Origin of the sequence: Pseudomonas sp. 2FG (genome assembly GCF_005502935.1) — a bacterium.
Taxonomy (GTDB): domain Bacteria; phylum Pseudomonadota; class Gammaproteobacteria; order Pseudomonadales; family Pseudomonadaceae; genus Aquipseudomonas.
On sequence record NZ_SCMP01000010.1, the window covers coordinates 157,821 to 179,298 of the forward strand.

Sequence of the window (21,478 nt, forward strand, 5' to 3'; positions counted from 1 at the left end):
CGAGCTCTGATCGCGATCGCGAGCAGCGCGTAGGGCGTACTCGCGAAGCAGTACGCCGTTTCGAACGGCGGACTGTTCGCTACGCTCCTGAGTCCGCCCTACGGCTCATGCCGCAAGCAGGCATATAGCCCATAGCCCGCCAGCGCGATGACGAAACACAGGTTCACAGTCGACATGGCGGGGCTCCTGAAAGGGAACTGGAAAAACGAAGCCCCGCACCTTCTGCTGCGGGGCACTTTCGGGTCGCCTTACTGGCTCTTGATGCCGTGCAGATAGGGCGCCGGCGCCGCGCCGAGGTTGCTCAGCAGGCGCTCGCTGTACCAGTCGATAAAGTTGACCACGCCGAACTCGTAGGTCTCCGAGTAGGGGCCGGGCTGGTAGGCGGTGGAGTTGATGCCGCGCTGGTTCTCTTCGGCCAGGCGGCGATCCTGGTCGTTGGTCGCGTCCCAGACCTCGCGCAGGCGGGCCACGTCGTAATCCACGCCCTCGACCGCGTCCTTGTGCACCAGCCACTTGGTGGTGACCATGGTCTCCTGGGCGCTGATCGGCCACACGGTGAAGTTGATCAGGTGGTCGCCCATGCAGTGGTTCCACGAGTGCGGCAGGTGCAGGATGCGCATCGAGCCGAGGTCGGGGTTCTTGATCCGGCCCATGAGCTTCTTGCAGCCTTGCTGGCCGTCCATGGTCATGGACACCGTGCCCTTGAGCAGCGGCATGCGCACGATGCGGTTGCGCAGGCCGAAGCCGGCATGCAGGTAGGGGATCTTCTCGGCTTCCCAGGCGGCGGCGTTGGCGGCCACGTGGTCCTTGAACTCCTGGGTGGCCCGCGGGTCGTTGGTGTCGTCCCACTCCAGCAGGGTCTTCAGCAATTCCGGGTGCGAGCCGCTGCAGTGGTAGCACTCGCGGTTGTTCTCCAGCACCAGTTTCCAGTTGGCCTTCTCCATCAAGGTGGTTTGCACTGCCACCTTGGTGTTCTCCATGTCGTAGGGCTCCATGTAATGGGCCAGGGTGGCGAGGAATTCGTCGATGGCCGGCGGCTTCTCCGCCAGGGAGATGAAAATGTAGCCGCCCGCGGTCTTCACCTGCACCGGCTTGAGGCCGTACTGCTTCATGTCGAAGTCGGCGCCCATCTCGCTGCCGGCGAACAGCAGGCGGCCGTCCAGCTCGTAGGTCCATTGGTGGTAGTTGCACACCAGCTTGGCGACCTTGCCCTTCTCGCTGGTGCACAGGCGCGAGCCGCGATGGCGGCAGACGTTATGGAAGGCGTGCACCACGCCTTCGGCACCGCGGATGACGATGATCGGGTTCTTGCCGATCTGCAGGGTCAGGTAGTTGCCCTTGGTCGGGATCTCGCAGGTCATGCCGGCGATCAGCCATTCCTTCTGGAAGATCTCCTGCAGGTCGATATCGAACAGCCGCTCGTCGCAGTAGAAGGGTTGCGGCAGCGAATAGGTGCGTTCGCGGGTCTGCAGCATTTCGGCGGTGGCCTTGCGTGCTGGTTCCAGCGGATCGCCCAAACTCAGGGTAGTGGTGACATCCATCGGTAAGTCCTCATGGCTGGTCGCGGCGGGCGGCCAGCGAAAAAGTGGCGGTTACGGTGTGCACGCAAGGCGCTGTGGTCGCGCTCTGATTCGGCCGCTGGCGGATACTCCGGGCTACGGCTCGATTGGATTGAAGTGTGGGGTCGGGCGTGTTCGGAGCCTTACCTATGGGCGACATGCTCGCATCCGTTTCCGACGCGCCAGCCCCGGTGGTTAGGGGCTGGTCGCGATAAGCATGTGGATGTCGCTGATAGGTAAGTGGCCACTTATTGCCTTGCCCACAATCCGTTCCATCAGCCTGAATCAGCGTTTCTGCTGGCGGGCGCTTGCCCACTGCGTCTTGAGCTATCGTTGGCGCAGCGGCACTCTAAAAATGGCGCGGGAGCAAACCATGTCCAACACCTTCCTTAATCCTGTCAACACCCGGACCTGGGCCAACGGCCGCCATCTGGTGCGTTGCGTCAAGGTGATCCAGGAAACCTGGGATGTGCGCACCTTCTGTTTCATGGCCGACCAGCCGATCATGTTCTTCTTCAAGCCGGGGCAGTTCGTCACCCTGGAGCTGGAGATCGACGGCCAGCCGATCATGCGCTCCTACACCATCTCCAGTTCGCCCTCGGTGCCCTACAGCTTCTCCCTGACCATCAAGCGAGTGCCGGGCGGCAAGGTCTCCAACTGGCTGCACGACAACCTGAAAGAGGGCGACGAGCTGGCGGTGCATGGCCCGGTCGGGCTGTTCAATGCCATGGATTTCTCGAACGACAAAGTGCTCTACCTCAGCGGCGGGGTAGGGATCACGCCGGTGATGTCGATGGCGCGCTGGTTCTTCGACACCAACGGCAATGTCGACATGGTCTTCGTCCACAGCGCCCGGGCGCCGCGCGACATCATCTACCATCGCGAGCTCCGCCACATGGCCTCGCGGATCAACAACTTCAAACTGCACCTGATCTGCGAGAAGTACGACATAGGTGAAACCTGGTCGGGTTACCGCGGCTATCTCAACCAGAAGATGCTCGAGCTGATCGCCCCGGACTTTATGGAACGGGAAGTCTTCTGCTGCGGCCCGACGCCCTACATGCACGCGGTCAAGCGCCTGCTGGAAGCCAACGGTTTCGACATGCGGCGCTACCACGAAGAGTCTTTCGGTGCGACCCCACCGGAGGCGCGCGCCGATGCCCTCGAGCACGCCGAACAGGCCGCCGAGGCACCGGAGGTGGATGCCGCCGATCTGCTGCAAGTGGAGTTCACCACTACCGGCAAAAGCATCCGCGTGGCGCCCGGCGAGACGGTGCATGCCGCCGCCGCCAAGCTTGGCCTGCATATCCCCAAAGCCTGCGGCATGGGCATCTGCGGCACCTGCAAGGTGCTGAAAACCGCCGGCGAGGTGGAGATGGAGCACAACGGCGGGATCACCGACGAAGATGTCGCCGAGGGTTACATCCTCTCCTGCTGCAGCGTGCCCAAGGGCGATGTCAGCATCGAGTACTGAGGCGTCGGTGCTTGCGCCTGGCGGGGCGACGAGGGGCACACAGCCTGGCGCAGGGCTGATCTACGCTGAATGAGTCACGCGCGGGCGCTGCTGCGAAGGTTCCGGTGGCGCTCGCGCTCAGCCCGCTCTGCGGACTGTCACTCATCCCTGCGGAGCCCTAGCCATGAAACTTTACTACTCACCCGGTGCCTGCTCGCTCGCCCCCCATATCGTCCTGCATGAATCCGGCTTGCCCTTCAGCCTGGAGCGGGTCGACCTCGCTACGCACAAGACCGAGACCGGTGCCGACTACTACGGCATCAACCCCAAAGGTTACGTGCCGACGTTGGAACTGGACAACGGTGAGCGGCTCACCGAGGGCCCGGTCATCACCCAGTACATCAGCGACAAGGCCGGCAATACCGAGCTGATGCCGGCCGCCGGGAGCCTGGCGCGCTATCGGGTGATGGAGTGGCAGAGCTACCTCAACTCGGAGGTGCACCAAGCCTTTGCGCCGCTGTTCAACCCGAGCTTCGACGCGGCGAGCAAGGCGCTCTTCGCCAGCCGCCTGCAAAAGAAATTCAGCTGGATCTCCACGCAGTTGCGCGGCCAGCCGTACCTGACCGGCGCCAGCTTCACCGCCGCGGATGCCTACCTGTTCGTCCTGGCGGGATGGGCGCCGTATCTCCAGCTCGAGCTGCCGAACACCGAGGAACTGCAAGGCTACCTGCAACGGATAGCCGCCCGGCCGGCGGTGCAGAAAGCCATGAAGACCGAAGGCTTGCTGGGCTGAGCCGGCCCAACGGTCTGGCCCCAGCGCACTGCAAGGGCTGGGGCTAGAGCACTTTTGTAAAGACCCTGGGCTTGGCCCCCGGTGGCGACTCAATCCTCCTCCTGCACGGCTTTATAACCGGCCGCCAGGCGCTGTTGCACCTCCTGCGGCACGGCGCTGTAGTGGCTCAGCACCAGGCTGTAGGCCCCCTGACCGGCGGTGATGGACTTGAGCCGGCCGCCATAGCCGTCCAGTTCGGCCAACGGCACCTGGCCGCGGATCAGCGCCATGCTCTGCGACAGGGTCTCGGTGCCGGCCACCTGGCCGCGGCGGCCGATCAGGTCGGTGGTGATGTCGCCGAGCTTGGCTTCGGGGGTGGTGATCTCGATGGCGACGATCGGCTCCAGCACTATGCAGCCCGCCGCGCGCAGGGCGTCCAGCATGGCCTTGCGCCCGGCCGCCTGGAAGGCGATGTCCTTGGAGTCGACCGAGTGGCTCTTGCCGTCGTGGACCGTCACCTTCACATCCTCGACCGGATAGCCGGCCAGGGGCCCGGTGGCCAGCATCGAGCGCACGCCTTTTTCCACCGAGGGGATGAACTGCCCCGGGATCACGCCGCCCTTCACCGCGTCGACGAACTCGAAGCCGCTGCCGCGCGGCAGCGGCTCGACGCGCAGGAAGACTTCGCCGAACTGGCCGGCGCCGCCGGTCTGCTTCTTGTGCCGGCTATGGCCCTCGGCCGCCTGGGTGATGGTTTCGCGGTAGGGCACGCGCGGCGGCTGGGTCTGCACCTCGAGCTTGTAGGTGCCGGCCAGGCGATCGAGCAGGTAGCGCAGGTGCAGCTCGCCCATGCCGCGCAGCACCGTCTCCTGGGTGGTCGGGTGGTAATCGAGCTTCACGCAGGGGTCTTCGGCCAACAGCCGGTGCAGCACTTCGGAGATCCGCTGCTCGTCGCCGCGCCGCTTGGCCTCGATGGCCAGCCCCTGCATCGGGGCGGGGAAGGCGAGCGGCTTGAGGTGGATACTGTCCTCGTCATGGGAGTCGTGCAGCACGGCGTCGAACTCGATCTCGTCGACCTTGCTCACGGCGCCGAAGTCGCCGGGAATCAGCCGCGTCACCTCGTCATAGCGCTTGCCCTGCAGGCGCAGCAGGTGGCCGACCTTGAACGGCTTCTTGCCATCGCCGATGAACAGCTGCATGTCGCGCTGCAGCGTGCCCTGGTGCACGCGGAACACGCCGAGTTTGCCGACGAACGGGTCCATCACCACCTTGAACACATGGGCCAGTACATGGCGCTCCGGGTCGGGCACGGAGCGAAAGGGCTTCGCCGCGGCGCCTTCGCCCTTGAAGAACAGCGGCGGGTTGCCTTCGAGGGGATTGGGCGCGAGCCGCGCCAGGATCTCGAGCAGCTCGCTCACGCCGGCGCCGCTGCGCCCCGAGACGAAGCACAGCGGAATCAGATGGCCCTCGCGCAGCGCCCGCTCGAAGGGGGCGTGCAGCTCCTCCGGGCTGATCTCGCCCTGCTCCAGGTAGCGCGCCATCAGCTCTTCGTCGACCTCGACCACCTGGTCCACCAGCGCCTGGTGCGCCTCGGCCACCGACGAGAAGTCCGCCTCGCCGGCCGGGTTGAAGAAGCAGTCGACCACCCGGTTGCCGCCAGCGCTGGGCAGGTTGAGCGGCAGCACCTCCTTGCCGAACATCTCGCGCAGGTCGGCGACCAGCGCCGGCAGGTCGATCCGCTCGGCATCGATCTTGTTCACCACCAGGATCCGGCACAGCCCGCGCTCGCGCGTCGCGTGCATCATCCGTTGGGTGGTCAGTTCGATGCCGGTCTGCGCGTTGACCACCACCAGCGCGGTTTCCACCGCCGCCAACGCGGGCAGCGCATGGCCGATGAAGTCGGGGAAGCCGGGGCTGTCGATCAGGTTGATCTCGGCGCCGGCGTGGCTGAAATGCACCAACGAGGCCGACAGTGAGTGGCGGTATTCGCGCTCCAGCGGGTCGAAGTCGCAGACCGTGTCGCCACGCTCCAGCGTGCCCGCCACGGGGATTGCGCCGCTGCGCTGGAGCAGCGCCTCGGCCAGGGTCGTCTTGCCGCTGTCGCCGTGGCCGACCAGGGCAACAGTGCGAATGTTTTCGACCGAGTAGTTCGCCATGACGACCTCCGCGCGCTGAGTGTTTGCAGTATAGGCAGGCACCGGAGGGCTGTTGGTAGACGCGGAGCGTCCTGGGCTACATGCCCACGCAGAGCGCGGGAAGGATCAAGATCCCCTTGAGCAAAATTCAACCAGAAGGCCGAGGCCCGCGGCTGGCGGCGGCTGCAGCCACCTATCCACAGCTTGTATACGCTTCGCTGCACAGCTTCTGTGTCCAACCTGAAAGTTAAGCTACTGAAATTGTTCAGAAAACACTCAGAAGCTCGCAACCCTTGCCAGGCGTGGCCTGGAGCGGGGGCTGTACAGCTTATCCACAGCTTGGTCCACCGAGTTCGGGGGTAAGTGCCAGGCAACCCCGCGGCGCCGGCTCGACGATCAGAAGCGGCGGCGGGCGTTCATTTCCTGGTGCAGCACCTGGGTCGTCCAGTCATCGCGCGACTCCACATGCCGCCAGTGGAACGAGTCCGGGGTGATCTCGGAGAAGATCCAGCGCGACACGCTCCCCGGCATGAAGGCGCCCTCCAGGACGATCTCGTTACCCACCGGCCGGGCGATAAAGGGCTTCACGTAGCCTTTGCAGGGGCCGATCCAGGTCGAGCGCCAGGCGCCGAGCTCCAGGTCGAAGAAGCGCAGCGTCGCGCCATAGTCGCCCAACTCATCGCCGGACTGCCGGCGCATGCCCCGGCGCGGGGCGATCCAGACATCCTCAATCGCGCGCCCTTCCAGCACCCAGCCGAAATGCCACTCGGCCTCCATGACGCGGCGACTGCCATCGGACAGGTAATTGATGACCTCGACATCCCAACTGCCGACGAATTGGCCGAACAGCTTGAGTTTGCCGGCCAGCCCGGGATGCGGTCCGTCCGCGTGAAGCGCTTCCAGCATCGCAGGTAGTTTTGTCTCGTGGCTCCTCATGCTGTTCCTCTTTGCACAAACGACTGGCAGAACTCAGGGAGCAGGGCGCTTGGTCTTTAATCAAACAGTAGCGTTTGCCCCGGCCGGATGCTTCTGCCCTTAAGCATAGCCATTGGCAAAGCCGCCCCGCCCTGATCGCCAGAGGCCCATGTCGTCATGAAACAGCCCCTTTGCCGAGTGCTGGTCATCCAACTGTCCATGCTGCTCGCCGCTGCCGTGAGCGTTCAGGCCGACGAGGTGACTTACGCGGATGTCGCGCCGATCTTCGCGTTGCGTTGCAGCAAGTGCCATTCGGCCTCTGGGCTGATGGGGGCGGCGCCGGAGGGTTATGAGCTGAGCTCATACCAGGCGATCCTCTCCAGCGCCGAGCGGGTGGAGGTGGTGCCGGGTTTTGCCGAGGCCAGCGAGCTGGTGCGGCGCATTCGCGGCGATGCGCTGCCGCGCATGCCTTACGACGGGCCGCCCTATCTGAACGACGCGGACATCGCCTTGATCGTCGCATGGATCAACCAGGGCGCGCGGGCTGGAAGCTGGATTCGCTGAGCCTCGGCGTCAACGCCGAGACCCGGCTCGACAAGTCCCCCGGGGTGGGCGACTACGTGGAGGTGCGCGGCCGCCTGGGGTCGGGCGGCGCGGTGATCGCCGAGCGCATCCGGCCGCGCTGAATGCGTGGCGCAGGCCGGTAAACGGGCCCCAAACTGCGCTATGAGCCGGTGGTTATTTGACCAGGTTCATGCGTTTATTGGTGAACACGCAGATGACGCCGGCCTTGTTGTACATGACCTGGTGGTTAAAGTCGCAATAGGCCGCCGCCACACTGAGCGGCAGTTGCTCGTTGCTCCATTGCTCAGGCTTGAACCAGGCCAGTTGCCCGTCCTTGCAGCGCTCGGCTTGCGCATCGGTGCTGTAGGTGCAGAGGACCGACTGGTCGACTTCGGACGTTTGCCCGAAGCAGCCCGCCAGGGCAAGGGCGCTGGCGCCGATCAACAGGAAAGTCGCGATTTTTTGCATGCTTGCTCCGTAGCCTGATTCAGGCCGTTAACGATCAGATTGTGCGGTTATCGACCCTGCGGCCTTCGTCGAGCATGAGCGCTATGCGCTCGCGGACGTCGGCCGGCAGGGACGCGCTGCCTGGTGGTCGCCGCCAGAATCGCGGACTGCATGGAGACCACGGCGCCGGCCGGCAGTTCACGCGGCTATTCGCTGTGCCGCTCGACAGCCAGGATGCCGGCGCGGCCTCAATCCCGCCACAGCGGGAAGCGCGGCAGGCTTTGGTAGAAGGCCATATCGTGGTTGGGCCAGAGCTGCGCGTCTTCGTCGCGCGCCAGGGTGTTGAGTTTGCGGATGCTGGCGAGGGCCAGCGCTTCATTGTCTTGCCAGCAGTAACCGGGGGCGATTTCCTCGGTCAGATTCTCGCTGAGGTCGGCGGCGTCGCCGCAGAGGATCACCGGCCGGCCTTTCGGCAGCTCGATAAACAGCGACATGTGCCCGGCCGTGTGGCCGGGGCTGGCGATGGCATGCACACCCGGGGCGACCGTGTACTCGCCGGTCTGCAGGCGCCATTGGTCGGCATTGCTCAGTTCGTCGGCAAACACCCCCTCATCCAGACCGGTGCGCGCGGCCGCCAGTTCGTCGGCGTGCAGGTGCACCTCGCAGCCCGGCAGGTCGCAGATGCCGCCGGCGTGGTCGAAGTGCAGGTGGCCGATGAACACCACATCGATATCCGCGGGCGTCAGCCCCAGTTGCCCCAGGTAGCGGGGTATGCGTTGTTCTTCATGCATGCTGGGTGCATCGAACTGGGGGCGCATCGGCTCGAAGTAGCGTTTACTCAAGCCGGGATCGGCCACCTTGCGGTAGTCGCAGCCGACGTCGTAGAGAATGCGGCCGTTGGTTGTCTCGATCAGGTAGGCGAGGATCGGCGCTTGAATGAACTGCCCCTGGCCGCGCCCGCGGGTGGACACGCTCTTCTCATACCTGTGGGTGCCGGTCAGTAGGGGCCAGAGCTTGAGAGCACGAGACATGCGGAACTCCTCGCGACACGGAGCCTACCGAAGCTGCTGGCTTCAGCGGCTGCAGATTGCAGTGGCGAACGACGCCGGCTGGCGTTAGTCCGCTGTGGTTGCGCTCCCGTCAGGCGGGCAATGCAAAGATAAAGTATAGGTCGGCGTGGTTCGGGCGCAGGCTGGGTCGACAGCTGCCGCTGCGATACGAGCGGCAGCTGGATTGGGTATCTCTAAATTGAGTGCCGCTGGATTGGGCCTTAGCCGGCGGTCATCAGCTGGCGAATAGCCGCACGCGCTCTGCTGCGGTAGCCCCGAACAGATAAAGCCCGCGCCGCCGCCACGCCGGTCAGTGTCCCGGTGCGGTTTGCGCGCTGCCCGCGGGCTGTGCGTCGAGCCAATGGAAGTACTCGAGGTACTGCTGGATCTGCACCTCGCTCAGGTTCTGGTTCGGCATCGGCAGGTTGCCGTATTCCTTCAGCATGGCCTTGGCGTCCGAATCGGTTTCGAGCATTTGCTCCGGCGCCTTGAGCCAGCGCGCCAGCCAGGCGTCGCTGCGCCGCGTGGTCACGCCGGCGAGGTCGGGCCCGAGTTTGCGGCCGCCGCCGACCGAGTGGCAGGCGAGGCACTTGCTCTCGAAGTCGAGCTTGCCCTGCACGGCCTCCGGGTCGCTCGGGGCGGCCGAGGCGGGCAGGTTGTGATGTTCGAGGTCCTTGGTCGCGAACTTGGCGTCCGTGGAGATGAGCCCGATGGCGCCCTGCGCGGCATTGGCGAAGTGGTGGTCGACCAGAATGTAAGAGCCGGCTTCGGGGATCATGAACTCCACCGTGGCGCTGTTGGATGAGCCGAGCAATACCGTTTGCATGCCGCGCAACTGGTTGTCCGGATTGCCCTCGAGCCAGACCCGATCGAAGATCGTGCCGACGACGTGGAAGCTCGAGGTCCTGCTCGGGCCGACGTTGAGCACGTAGAGGCGCACGCGCTCGCCGGGTTTCGCCACCAGCGGCTGCCTTAGCATGCCGTTGTGCATCCCGTTGAACACCGTGTGGGTCGGCTGGGCGGCGCGCAGCCGCTCGCCGTCCAGCACGTAGAGCGGCGCGCCATCCACCTCACGCTGGCCGGGGTCCGGCTTGGCGTAGAACTCGCTTTGCACTATCACGTACTCGCGGTCCGCCTGGGTGGGATAGCCGGCGCGCGGCTCGACGATCAGCGCGCCGTACATGCCCGAGGCGATGTGCTCGAGGATCATCGGCGTGCCGCAGTGGTACATGAAGATCCCCGGATAGTTGAGGCTGAACTCGAACTCGATGGTCTGCCCCGGGGCGATCGAACGGTACTTGTCCTGCGGCGAGACCATGGCGGCGTGGAAGTCCATCGAGTGCATCATCGGCGCCGCCGCGACTTGCGCGGCGGGCAGCGGCTCGTCGCTGCGGTTGGTCATGCTGAATCTGAGCTTGTCGCCGACGCGCGCGCGGATCGTCGGGCCCGGCACCTGATCGCCGAAGGTCCAGGCGCTGAAGGTCACGCCGGGGGCGATCTCGATGAGCTTGTGAGTGGCGTCGAGCCGCACCGTCTTCACCGGCGCCGGGTCCAGCGGCTCGAGCACGGCGCCCAGGCTGAGGGCGTCGCCCACGGCGAAGGCGCCGGCATGACGCTCGCCGCCGAGTTTCGCCGGGGCGGGCTGGAGGTCCATCCGGCGCTGGTCGTAGGGGTCGGCCGGCGGCGCTGGGCCTTGCTCGCAGCCGGCGAGCAGCAGTGCGGCGGCGAGCGCATAGACGAGACCCGCGAGTGGGCGAGAGAGAGTCATAAACTGTCCTCCTGGCTCGCACGAAGTGACCGTGCGAGCGTCAAGCGCCAAGCGGTTGAGTTCAACCCTAGGCGCCTGGTCCAAGCCCGACATTGATCTGGGTCAAGCCGTGCGGACTTTTATCCGGCCGCGCAGTAGTCGGCTCTGCTCTCGCTCGGGCCTGCGCCGAACAGCCGCCGGCATGCGCGCGCATGCCGGGGCCCTGGGCTCGCTGCGGCGGGCGCTGGGCATGGCGCCGCACCGGTTGGCGCGCGCTCGGCTGGCGAGGGGCGGGGCGGGGGGTCAAGCCGCCGCCATCACCTGGCGAATATCCTTGGCCAACTCCCGCACGCGCTCTTCTGCGGTATCCCACGAACACATAAAGCGCGCGCCGCCGGCACCGATGAAGGTGTAGAAGCGCCAGCCGCGCTCGCGCAGGGCCTCGATCGCGGGTTCCGACAGTTGCAGGAACACGCCGTTGGCCTCGACCGGGAACATCAGGCTGACGCCGGGGATGTCGCTGACCAGCTCGGCGAGCAGGCGCGCGCAGTGGTTGGCGTGGTTGGCGTAATACAGCCAGGCGTCGTCCTGCAGCAGGCCGACCCAGGGGGCGGAGAGGAAGCGCATCTTCGAGGCCAGCTGGCCGGCCTGTTTGCAGCGGTAGTCGAAGTCTTCGGCCAGGTCCTTGTTGAAGAACAGGATGGCGTCGCCGACGGCCATGCCGTTCTTGGTGCCGCCGAAGCAGAGCACGTCGACGCCGGCTTTCCAGGTCAGCTCTGCCGGCGCTACGCCGAGGAAGGCACAGGCGTTGGAGAAGCGCGCGCCGTCCATGTGCAGGTTGAGGCCGAGTTCGCGGCAGGTGGCGCTGATGGCGCGGATCTCGTCCGGGCGGTAGACGCTGCCGACCTCGGTGGCCTGGGTGAGGGTGACTACCCGCGGCTTGGGGTAGTGGATGTCCTGACGCTTGAGGGCGATCTCGCGGATCGCCGCAGGCGTCAGCTTGCCGTTCTCGGTGCGCGCGGTGAGCAGTTTGGAGCCATTGGAGAAGAACTCCGGGGCGCCGCATTCGTCGGTCTCGACGTGGGCGGTCTCGGAGCAGATGACGCTGTGGTAGCTCTGGCACAGCGCCGACAGCGCCAGCGAGTTGGCGGCGGTGCCGTTGAAGGCGAAGAACACCTCACAGTCGGTTTCGAACAGGCGGCGAAAGTGATCGGCGGCGCGGGCGGTCCACTGGTCGTCGCCGTAGGCCCGTTCGTGGCCCTGGTTGGCTTGCGCCATGGCGGCCCAGGCTTCCGGGCAGATGCCGGAGTAGTTGTCGCTGGCGAATTGCTGCGTGTTGTCGGTCATCTGGCGCGTTCCTGTCGGCGGCTGTTTGGCTCACTTTAGCGGGATTGTTTCGCGCCGGGGCGGTTGTCTGCTCGGGTTTTTTGCAGGGGCTTTGGGTTATCGAGATTGGGGCTTTCACGCGTGGCCACGACTGACTCTGGCCGCGCAAGCGGGAACATGGCTTGGGGAAACGCGCTCGCCTGGTCGCTGACGGCAGCGTTGTTGCACAGCACTCCAGACCGCGCTCCTTGGCCTAGCAGCGGCGCCGTGTCGCTCTAACCCGTATGCACGACGGCGCTGTCCACATGATTGATAGTGGCCAGAATCTGCTCGGGGTCAGCCAGCGCGGGTGCCATGGTCCAGCGCTGGTAGGCATCGTTACCGATGCGCAGCATGCCGGAATGGTTCGCCTTATTGCCGTCGACCAGCGGGTCGGGACTGTAGAAGCCGAGGCTAAAGCGCAGTTGCTCGATGTCGGCCGGCGCGCCGGTCAAGAACCACCAGCCCGGGCCAACGTGATGCTGTTCGACGTAGGCCTTGAGGATCTGCGGCGTATCGACCTCGGGCTGCAGGCTGATCGAGTACATGAACACGTCGCGGCCTGCGCGTGCGCCCAACAGCTTCTGCACCAGCCGCAGGTTCGCCGTCGTGGTTGGGCAAATCCCTGTGCAGGAGGTATACATCATGTTGATGGCGACCACCTTGCCGCGGATCAGGTCATCGTAGAACCGCACCGCCTTGCCTTCGTGGGTATAGAGCCTCAGGTTCGGGAAATAGCTGGTGCCCGTCCTGTCGCGGCGGGCGGCTTCAGCTTCTAAGGTGTCGGCGCGCCAGGCAAGCAAGCCGAGCGCGGTCGCGCCCATGCCGACTAAGAGATTTCTGCGAGTGTTCATCTGCAATCCTCCTGGCCTGTGAGCCTTGCTGCCGCCTCACTTAGCCGCCGGGGCCCTGGTTGCCGCTTTGCTCGACGATGTCCCAGCGCAGCATCATCGCGTGGTCCTCGTGGATCAGGTTGTGGCAGTGCATGGGGTACTTGCCGAGGAAGTCGCGGAAGCGCAAGAACACCCGCAGGGTCTCATTCTCGCCGAGCAGGAAGACGTCCTTGCGGCCCTGCTCGTGCAACGGCACCGCCACGTTTTTCCCCTCCCTGGTCTTGCTGAGGATGCGCCCCTCCTCGAAGTGGATGTGGATCGGGTGTTGCCAGCCGTCATCGTCATTTTTCAGCTCCCAGACCTCGGCGGCGCCTTGGGGGATCAGGGCGCGGGGGACTTTCACGTTGACCAGCTTGCCGTTAATCACCCACACCCCGCGGTCGTGGTCGAAATCCCAGCGGCGCACTGGCGCGGCGGCGATTTCGGCGAGATTGAGTGGCGGCAGCGGGCGCAGCGCAGCCGGTACCTGGCTCAGGTCCTGCTCCGGCGGGTTGCGGTCGACGATGAACTTGAGGATGCGTGGGCCATTACTCGCGATTCCGGTTCCATCGGGTCCGCGGGTGCTGTCCTGACGGCGCCGGTTGATCAGGTAGAGTTCGGTACCGATCGGGTAGCGGGAAAAGTCCACCACTATGTCGGCGCGCTCCGCCACGCCAAAGCTGACCAGGGTCTGGTTCAGCAGCGGGGCCGGCAACAGGTTGCCGTCGTTGGCGATGTAGGTGAAGGTCTGCCGCACATTGCTCGGGGTCACCAGGGACAGGCCATAGAAACGGCTGGGCCCGGCATCGAGCAGGCGGAAACGGTACTTGCGCGCCGCCACCCTGAGCAGCGGCTCGATCTTGCCGTTGACTATCACCTTGTCGCCGAGCACCCCATCGGGGTTGACCTGGTCGAAGAACAGCTTGCCGTTGGCATCGAAGCGTCGATCGGCAAAGCCCAGCGGGTAGTCGTAGGGATGGCTCGGCAGGCGCAGGGCGCCGGGGGTCGGGTCACGTTCGTCGCCCGAGTCGAGCGGGTCGAAAATAAAGTAGAAGCCGAACAAGCCGCGGTAAAGGTTCGGTGCGGTGAAGTCCAGGGTGTGGTCGTGATACCAGAGCGTACCCAGGGCCTCGTTCGGATCGCCGATATGGTTTTGCAGCTGGTCGTAGCCGGCATAGATGTTGGGGTAGAAGTGGTCTTTGAAGTGCCCTGGCGCGGTCAGGGTCGGGCCGGCCTTGTTCGCACTGTAGTAGTCGCCCGGGAAGCCATCGCTCTCCGACGGCGTATGCAAGTTGTGCAGGTGGGTGGAGATCTCGGGCGTGCCGAACCCCGTGTGATTCTGCGGCAGTTGGTTGCGTATGCGGCAGAGGATCGGCCGGCCATAGCGCGCGAAGAGCGTCGGGCCCGGAGTGGTCGCACCGGGCGTAGTGCCTTCGTAACCCCAGATGCGCTGCGGCGGATAGGCCGGATTGAAGACCCAATCGGGGTTTTCCTTGGCCTTCAGCTCGTACAAGAGCGGTGCCCTGCCGAGCGCGTTAATTAGCTCGTTATAGCGTTGGTGCGGCGCACGCCCGGCTTCGCCGTTCGCAGTATTAGCCGCCACGCTGGGGCTCGGGCTCAGGGCCGCGACCGCTTGGAGTGGCGTGATCTGGGTCGGTAGTTCCTCCCGCCACGGCAGGGTGGGCGGGCTCGGGGGGAATACCGGGGGCTTTGGATCATCATCGGCGCCGGCGCTACGGCCGTTCAGCAGTAGCGGCGTCAGCATTGCGGCAGCGCCGAGCTTGAGGAATGTGCGGCGGGCCTCGACAGCGGCCGAGTCTTGCGGGGGCGGCAGCCGCGCTTTCCGCTGTCTCGAGTCGGTAGTTTTCATGGCGGTTCCTCTCTCAGGCGGCTTGCTCCTCGCTGACTGCGACCCGGCACTTGGCATGACGGCGAGGCGTCGGCTCCGTGTTCGAACCAAGAGTTCGGTCGTCGGGCAGTGGGATAACGCCCCACAGCCGAACGCCGCTGACGCGCTTGCGCTTATCAGCGCTCAGCCGTAAGTGGTTCTGGGCGTTGAGCACAGCGAACAAGCGGTCGGTATGGAGTTGCCGGGAGAGGACACGCCGATGGGTTGAGAAAGCGCTGCTTGGTGGAGGCTCCATCATGTGAGTGAGTTGCTCTCTGTCCATGATTTTCTCCGTCGCTGTGTTGGCCTCGGCACAGGGCGTAACACCCTTTCCCGTGCAACACAGCGCTCTGCAAAACATTCTCCTCTGTGGGACTGAGATGTGTTGCTAACAGGTGCCTACGCTAAGTGAAGTTCAAGTACGGTCTTTAATCTGTAGGCAAGTAGCTGTCTTGTCAGGGTTTTAATAGATCGTTGTGGCGCATTGATAGCGACTGTTAGGCCTGTGAGCCATGGCCGGCACTCCGGTGCGGATTCATCTGCGCGGGGTCGTGAGAGCAGCTGACCCGGCCAGTCCTGCTCAGGCGCCGTGCTGGTGCCGCTTCGGTCGCACTCGATAGCCCCAGGCGCCCGGCAAACAGACTCACGCAATCCATAGCAGCACCTCGATAGCGATCAGCAACACCAGATCAGCACCAGCCGGGGCCAGGGTGAACAGGTAGCGCTGAGCGGAATTTGGGCAAGCCGGGTTTGCTCCCGCCAATTTGCAGGTTTGGTTATTCATGGTGGGTTAAGCCCTCGGTTTGGCTTGCTGGTGCTCGGTTGGCGAGCCGCCGTATAAGCCAAGGCCGCGCAGGAACGCTAAGCCGGGTTGCTCAGCCTCCCGCGCCTCGATTACCCGCTGCTTGATGCGGTCGGTGGATGTGTTCAGCTTCGGCCCGCTCGCCACTAAAGCAACCGTGACGCGCCACTGAGACAGTCTCGCCAGGTAGATCGGCGCGCAGCATGTGTGCCAGTTCAAGGGCTAGGCCGCCGATAAACCCGACAGGGAAGCTTAGGTAGTGGTCAGAGCTCGGGCAGTACACGCGGACGCTGTAGCCAATAAAGCCACGGTCAAAGTCGAGGCTTTCGATGGGGGCACTCATTGCGCGCCCCCTTGCTTGCGCCCCTTGCGGTCGTTAATGGCTCGGCTGTTGTCGGCCAGCTTCGCGGACAGTTCACCTAGCGATTGCAGTAGCCAGCCAATATCGGTCGCCGCATCACGGCATAGGCCTGTTTCGCTGTTCGATGCCGTACACGCCAGCAGGTTCCGTTGTGCTCATTTCCAGCGCGTGAAGGGGGCGACCTAATCGTTCTGCGTCATCGTCTGTGATCCTCTGTGCGAGGATGGTTGGAACCCCAAAGCGCCAGGCGCCTAAGCCGTGAACTTGTATGCTGAACCCCTTTTTTTCCCATCCTTACGCCTCCCCAGCGCTCCCATCCTGAATAGATCGGCTGGCCAGGCAGGTGGGTGCCTGCTTTTCGCCCCGTCGGGCTAGGCCAGCCAAAACTGTTAAGCCTTGCGCTTGATGCTCACCACGTTGGCGCCAGCGCACAGGGCGTCGATTGAGTCCGCCCACGATTGCATCATCTCCCGGCGCTGCTCCAGGTAGGCGGCGTGGTTGTAGGTGGCGCGGATTTCGTCGTTGTCGCCGTGGGCCAACTGGCGCTCGATCCAGTCGCGGTTATAGCCGCGGCCGTTGAGTTCGGTGCTCAGCAGGTGCCGGAACCCGTGTCCGGTCTGGCGGCTTTCGTAACCCATCAGGCGCAGCGCCTTGTTGATGGTGTTTTCACTCATTGGCCGGTCGGCCTTCTGCTGGCCGGGGAACAGCAGCGGATAGCCCCCGCTGATTTCCTCCAGGGTGGTCAGGATAGCCACGGCCTGGCGCGGCAACGGCACCACATGCGGGCGGCGGGCTTTCATGCGTTCTTTCGGTATTGTCCAGGTAGCGCCGGCAAGGTCGAACTCGGACCAGGGCGCGGCGCGCAGCTCACCAGGGCGAACCGCTGTCAGCACCAGCAGGCGAATGGCATACCGGGTCAGGGCGTTGATGTTGGCGGCATCGCACTTGCCCAGCAGCTCGGGTAGTTCGGCAAGGGTGACGTGCGGGTGATGCTTGGCGGCCTTGGCTGGTGCGGCCACCACGTTTAGGTCGGTGGCCGGGTTGGTGTCCACTACGCCGCTGGCTAAGCCGAAGCGGAATATCTGGTGTAGCCATTGGCGAATTTTACCGGCTGCATTCAGCGTGCCGCGAGCTTCCACCTTGCGTACTAAGTCCACCAGCTCGGGGCGGGTGATGGCTTTTACCGGGCGCGCGCCGATGCCGGGTATTAGGTCGTTTTCCAAATACAGCTTGGCTTTGTAGCGGGTGCTTTCTGCCCAGCGTGGCGCGTTGTAGGCGAACCACTCCCGCGCCAGGGTTTCGAAAGTAAGTCCCGTGACCTTCTGCGCTGGCTTGGCGGCTTTTTCTGCTCGCCAGAGTCTATGCCGTCGGCTAGTTGCTCGCGTGCTTCTGTGCGGCGCTGGCGAGCCTTGACCAAGGAAAGGTCGGGGTAGGCGCCAACGGACAGTGGGGTTTTCTCTTGGCCGGCAAATCGGTACTTGAAGCGCCACAGCTTGGAGCCGCTCGGCTTTATATCCAGGTACAGCCCAAGGCCGTCAGTCAGCTTGTAGGGCTTTTCCTTGAGTTTGGCTGCCTTGATGGCGGAATCTCAGAGGCGTGACTTTGCGTGGCATGCGGCACCTTCGTAGGGTCATCGGAGATGACCGAACCGGCGATGCCCCTAAAGATGTCCCTAAACCTTTGGGCTTGCAAGGGAAGGATGGATAACCATAGGCAACAAAAAACCCGCACTAGGCGGGTTTCTTGTGGGCTTTCGGGTGGTTTTGACATCACCTGAAAACGAATGATGGTGCCCAGGGACGGAATCGAACCGCCGACACGGGGATTTTCAATCCCCTGCTCTACCGACTGAGCTACCTGGGCCAACGGGGCGCTATTAGACGGATTTGGCTTATGCCTGTCAAGCGCGAGCTATAAAAATATTTAGCTATTACGGGCGCTTACGGATTTTTGCCGGAATCGCTGGGCGGCACGTAGCCTTCCGCCTGGGCGTAGTCCTCGCCGGAGAGGAACTTATCCATCTCGGCTTGGAGGAACTTGCGGTCCTCGGCATTCATCATGTTCAGGCGCCGCTCGTTGATCAGCAGGGTCTGGTGTTTCTGCCACTCGTCCCAGGCTTGCTGCGAGACGTTGTTGAAGATGTCTTCGCCCTTGGCGCCCGGATAGGGCGGGCGGGCGAGGCCGGGCAGTTCCTTTTTGTGCTTGCGGCAATTCACGGTGCGGGTCATGACGATTCTCCTGCATTCAATACATCTGCGGCGCGCTTGAGCAGCTTTTTCACCGGGGCGGCGAGGCCCAGGCGCGGCGGGGTGGCGAGGTTATACCAGAGCCAGTCGGCCTCGGCCACGCTGGCTGCGGCGGCCTCGACCTGGATCAGCCAGGGTTCGATGGCCAGTTGGAAGTGGCTGAAGCTGTGGGTCAGCCCGGGCAGTTCACGGCGCGTGCCCAGCTCCAGGGCATGGCGGCTGGCCAGGAGGTCTAGGCTTTGCAGGTCGTCCAGTTCCGGCAGGCTCCATAAGCCGCCCCAGAGCCCGCTGGAGGGGCGGCGATAGAGCAGGATGGCGCCTTCGCGGTTGGCCAGGATGGGCATCAGGGTGCGCTTCTGCGGTAGGCTCTTGCGCGGCTTGGGCGTCGGGTAGGCGCTTTCGCGGCCCAGCAGGTGCGCCCGGCAACCGCTCTGCAATGGGCACAGCAGGCAACTCGGCTTGCTGCGGGTGCAGAGGGTGGCGCCGAGATCCATCATCGCCTGGGTGTAATGGTTGACCCGCTCGCGCGGGGTGAAGCGTTCGGCGGCGTCCCACAGCTGCTTGGCGACTTTCGGTTCGCCGGGGTAGCCGTCTTGGGCGGTGTAGCGGGCCAACACGCGTTTGACGTTGCCGTCCAGAATCGGCGCGCGCAGGCCCATCGACAGGCTGGCGATGGCGCCGGCGGTGGAGCGGCCAATGCCCGGCAGTGCGGTGAGGTGCTCGACATCCCGGGGAAACTCGCCGCCATGCTCGGCCATCAGCGTTTTTGCGGTTTTCTGCAGGTTGCGCGCACGGGTGTAGTAGCCGAGGCCGGTCCATAGGTGCAGCACTTCGTCTTCCGGCGCCGCGGCCAGCGCCTGCACGCTGGGCAGGGCGTCCATGAAGCGGTCGAAGTAGCCGAGCACGGTGCTGACCTGGGTCTGCTGCAGCATGATCTCGGAGACCCATACGCGGTACGGATTGATCTCTTGCTGCCAGGGCAGGTCCTTGCGGCCGTGGCGGTCGTACCAGCCCAGCACGGCGCCACTGAATTGCTCGGGACTCATCGCTTGAACAGGCCCTTGAGTGCGTCTTTCAGTTCCGGGCTGACCTTGTCGCCGAGTTTCTCTTCGATCTTCTCGTTGAGCTTGTCGCCGGCCAGTTTGCCGGCGACCTTGCCCATGCCGTCCTTGTCCAGGCGGCAGGCCTTGGCGCCCAGCTCCAGCGGGCCGCGGCAGCGCAGCGGCCACTCGATGCCGACGTAGCGTGGGTTTACCTGGCAGGCGGGATCGGGCATTGCGCTCTTGTCGCCGTCGATGACGATGCCCAGGCGGTAGTCCATGCCGAGCACGCGCAGGTCGAGGTCGCCGTTGCCTTTTACGCTCAGGCCGGGGATGCGGGCCTTCAGGTCGGGGTTGCTGGCGACTCCGTTGCGGAAACTCAGGTTGCCCTTGAGCTCTTCGAACGGCGTGTCTTTGCCGCGTGCCGGGCCGCTGAGCGACTTGCGGTTAAGCGTGGCGATGCCTTGGCAAAGTTGTTGCTCGAGATTGGCCTCGAGCAGCACGCCGTCGCTCAAGGCAAAGCTGGCGGTGCCGTTGAGGCCTTCCACCCAGGCTTTCTGGCTGTTGCCGCTGGTGCTGAGGTCCGCGTTCAGGTCGAGCAGGCCCTTGAGCGGTGGTTTCTGCCCTTGGCTCTCGAGCAGTTGCTCGACCGGTATGCGGCTGATGCGCTTCTGCGCGCTCAGTAGCGGGATGGTCGGGCGCACGTCGAGCGTGGCATTGACGGCGAAGTTGCCGTCGTAGAGCTCGCCGCGCAGACTCTCCAGGGTCAGCAGGCCGTCTTTGCCCTGGGCTTTCAGGCTGGCGTTTTCGATCGGCAGTTGGTCGAGGGTCAGTTGGCCGAGGCCGAGGCTAAGCTGCAGGTCCAGCTTGCGCAGCTGGTCGATCGGCAGCACCGGGGTTTCGCTCCAGGCCTGCTGGGTCGGGGCGTTGGGCAGTTCGGTGCTGCCGCTTTGGCTGGCGGTGGCGACGGTGCTTTTTACTTCGGCTTGGCGGCTGCTGCTGGCTGCTACGGCGGCCTTGGCCTGCGGCGGCAGGTAGCGGTCGAGATCCAGGCGGTCGCCTTTGAGCTGGGCGTGCAGCGCCTGTTTGGCGAAGTCGGTGACGGCGATGGTGCCGGTGAAGCTGCTGTCGTCGAGTTTCAGGTGCAGCTCATCCAGGCTCAGGCTGGTGGGGCTGCCTTTGAGGCGGGTGACCAGCTCGAACTTGCCGAGGCTGCTGGCATCGGCACTGGCAGGCAGCTGCTGGCCCAGGTCGGCGAGGAATTCGCGCAGGTTGAACTGGGCGATGGACAGGCCGCCGGTCAGCTTCGGCTGGTTGTTCAGGTCGCGAACGTTCAGCTCGCCGAGGGCGCGCAGTTGGTTGACGGAAAATTTCAGGCCGGTCCATTCGGCGACCTGGGCCGCTTGGTCGAGGAGCAGTTGGCCTTGGGCGGCGAAGGTCAGGGTCTTGCCCTTGAACGGTTCGCCGGACGCCTCGCCCGACAGTTTCAGGTCTTCGAATTGGTAGCGCTTGAGCACCCGATCGAAGCGCAGTTGCCCTTGCAGTTCGGTCTTGGCGCGCAGTACCGGCTGATTGGTGGCGAAGAGGGCGCTCAGCTTCAGCGGTATGCTGGCGCCTTCACGGATCGCGCCGGTGCTCAGCTCAATGCCTTCGGCGCTGAACTGCTGGCCGCTCTTGGCGTCGCGATAGTCGATGCGCGCATTGTTCAGCGTCAGGCTGTCGATATCCAGCTTGAGCGGCTGTGCCTTCGGCGCTTCGCCGGGCTCGGTGCCGGCAGTCGCTGCGCTCGGAGCGGGTTGGTTGATTGCCACAGGTGGCGCCGCCGGTTTGGCCGGATGGCCGATGTCTTGCCAGTTACCGCGGCCTTGTTCGTCGCGGCTGAGGGTCAGGTTCAGGCCATCGACCTTGATGTCGCTCATCTGCACCTGGCGGCGCAGTAGCGGCAGTACCCGTACCGACAGGCCGAGCATGCGCAGGTCGGCAAAGGGTTGGTCGGGGCTGGCGGCGCTGGCCAGGGTGGCCTCGTGCAGCTCCAGGCCCAGCCAGGGGAACAGGCTCCAGCCGATATCGCCGTTCAGCGTCAGTTCCAGGTTGGCCTTGTCGCGGGCGAGCTGGCGGATTTCGTCTTTGTAGTCGTTGGGATCGAACAGGTGGGTCAGGGCGAAGCCCAACGCCACGAGGATCAGCAACAGCCCGAGGAAAACCAGACCCAGGATTTTGCCGAGCGCTTTCATGGACGAGTCCTTGTAGTGAGTGCGATACA

Annotated in this window: 17 protein-coding genes, 1 tRNA gene and 1 pseudogene; 4 read left to right on the top strand and 15 right to left on the bottom strand. The window is 64.5% G+C overall.

What is annotated here, in order from left to right; genetic code table 11:
* Positions 1-248: 248 nt before the first annotated feature.
* Complete coding sequence (gene gbcA / locus FFS13_RS12365) at positions 249-1,541, bottom strand: glycine-betaine demethylase subunit GbcA (RefSeq protein ID WP_137819391.1); 1,293 nt, start codon at positions 1,539-1,541, stop codon at positions 249-251.
* Between the two features lie 391 nt (positions 1,542-1,932).
* Between gbcA and gbcB the strand changes: the two genes are divergently transcribed.
* Both gbcB and gstA read left to right on the top strand, forming a co-directional pair.
* Positions 1,933-3,033, top strand: a complete 1,101-nt coding sequence (gene gbcB / locus FFS13_RS12370) for a glycine-betaine demethylase subunit GbcB (RefSeq protein ID WP_137819392.1) — start codon at positions 1,933-1,935, stop codon at positions 3,031-3,033.
* A gap of 163 nt (positions 3,034-3,196) precedes the next feature.
* Positions 3,197-3,805 carry a glutathione transferase GstA gene (gstA, locus tag FFS13_RS12375; RefSeq protein WP_137819393.1) on the top strand — a complete coding sequence of 203 codons (609 nt, stop codon included), beginning with the start codon at positions 3,197-3,199 and terminating at the stop codon, positions 3,803-3,805.
* Between the two features lie 89 nt (positions 3,806-3,894).
* Here the strand turns inward: gstA and fusA are convergent, their stop codons facing one another.
* Together fusA and FFS13_RS12385 are read right to left on the bottom strand one after the other, a co-directional pair.
* A complete protein-coding gene (gene fusA / locus FFS13_RS12380) occupies positions 3,895-5,940 on the bottom strand; it encodes an elongation factor G (protein ID WP_137819394.1) in 2,046 nt (681 codons plus the stop codon).
* Between the two features lie 375 nt (positions 5,941-6,315).
* Positions 6,316-6,855: a hypothetical protein gene (locus FFS13_RS12385; RefSeq protein ID WP_137819395.1), complete on the bottom strand. Its 540-nt coding sequence runs from the start codon at positions 6,853-6,855 to the stop codon at positions 6,316-6,318.
* A gap of 156 nt (positions 6,856-7,011) precedes the next feature.
* Here FFS13_RS12385 and FFS13_RS12390 point away from each other — a divergent pair, with 156 nt between their 5' ends.
* The gene (locus tag FFS13_RS12390) at positions 7,012-7,398 is read left to right on the top strand and encodes a cytochrome c (RefSeq protein ID WP_256657883.1); all 387 of its coding nucleotides are present in this window, start codon (positions 7,012-7,014) and stop codon (positions 7,396-7,398) included.
* On the top strand, positions 7,356-7,520 hold the full coding sequence (locus tag FFS13_RS20120) for a DUF5666 domain-containing protein (RefSeq protein WP_256657885.1): 165 nt from the start codon (positions 7,356-7,358) through the stop codon (positions 7,518-7,520). The genes FFS13_RS12390 and FFS13_RS20120 overlap by 43 nt, the downstream gene beginning before the upstream one ends.
* A gap of 52 nt (positions 7,521-7,572) precedes the next feature.
* Here FFS13_RS20120 and FFS13_RS12395 read toward each other — a convergent pair whose 3' ends face one another.
* The 12 genes and pseudogenes from FFS13_RS12395 to FFS13_RS12445 form a co-directional block, all read right to left on the bottom strand.
* Positions 7,573-7,866: a hypothetical protein gene (locus FFS13_RS12395; RefSeq protein WP_137819396.1), complete on the bottom strand. Its 294-nt coding sequence runs from the start codon at positions 7,864-7,866 to the stop codon at positions 7,573-7,575.
* Positions 7,867-8,093: 227 nt separating this feature from the next.
* Positions 8,094-8,876, bottom strand: a complete 783-nt coding sequence (locus tag FFS13_RS12400; RefSeq protein ID WP_137819397.1) for an N-acyl homoserine lactonase family protein — start codon at positions 8,874-8,876, stop codon at positions 8,094-8,096.
* A 328-nt stretch (positions 8,877-9,204) separates the two neighbouring features.
* Positions 9,205-10,662, bottom strand: coding sequence for a multicopper oxidase domain-containing protein (locus tag FFS13_RS12405; protein ID WP_137819398.1), 1,458 nt, complete (start codon positions 10,660-10,662; stop codon positions 9,205-9,207).
* 282 nt (positions 10,663-10,944) lie between these two features.
* Positions 10,945-11,988 (bottom strand): low specificity L-threonine aldolase, encoded by a 1,044-nt coding sequence (locus FFS13_RS12410; RefSeq protein ID WP_137819399.1) that lies wholly within the window; start codon positions 11,986-11,988, stop codon positions 10,945-10,947.
* 254 nt (positions 11,989-12,242) lie between these two features.
* Positions 12,243-12,860, bottom strand: coding sequence for an SCO family protein (locus FFS13_RS12415; protein ID WP_137819400.1), 618 nt, complete (start codon positions 12,858-12,860; stop codon positions 12,243-12,245).
* A gap of 40 nt (positions 12,861-12,900) precedes the next feature.
* Complete coding sequence (locus FFS13_RS12420) at positions 12,901-14,748, bottom strand: multicopper oxidase family protein (RefSeq protein ID WP_171006477.1); 1,848 nt, start codon at positions 14,746-14,748, stop codon at positions 12,901-12,903.
* Between the two features lie 661 nt (positions 14,749-15,409).
* A complete protein-coding gene (locus FFS13_RS19780) occupies positions 15,410-15,550 on the bottom strand; it encodes a hypothetical protein (protein ID WP_171006478.1) in 141 nt (46 codons plus the stop codon).
* A gap of 768 nt (positions 15,551-16,318) precedes the next feature.
* A pseudogene (locus FFS13_RS12425) lies at positions 16,319-17,508 on the bottom strand (tyrosine-type recombinase/integrase).
* A gap of 208 nt (positions 17,509-17,716) precedes the next feature.
* A tRNA-Phe gene (locus FFS13_RS12430) sits at positions 17,717-17,792 on the bottom strand.
* Positions 17,793-17,869: 77 nt separating this feature from the next.
* The gene (locus tag FFS13_RS12435; RefSeq protein ID WP_137819401.1) at positions 17,870-18,157 is read right to left on the bottom strand and encodes an oxidative damage protection protein; all 288 of its coding nucleotides are present in this window, start codon (positions 18,155-18,157) and stop codon (positions 17,870-17,872) included.
* Entirely contained in the window at positions 18,154-19,221 is a 1,068-nt protein-coding gene (mutY, locus tag FFS13_RS12440) for an A/G-specific adenine glycosylase (protein ID WP_137819402.1), read from the bottom strand. Before mutY ends, FFS13_RS12435 begins: the two co-directional genes overlap by 4 nt.
* The gene (locus tag FFS13_RS12445; RefSeq protein WP_137819403.1) at positions 19,218-21,449 is read right to left on the bottom strand and encodes an AsmA family protein; all 2,232 of its coding nucleotides are present in this window, start codon (positions 21,447-21,449) and stop codon (positions 19,218-19,220) included. Before FFS13_RS12445 ends, mutY begins: the two co-directional genes overlap by 4 nt.
* Between the last annotated feature and the right edge of the window lie 29 nt (positions 21,450-21,478).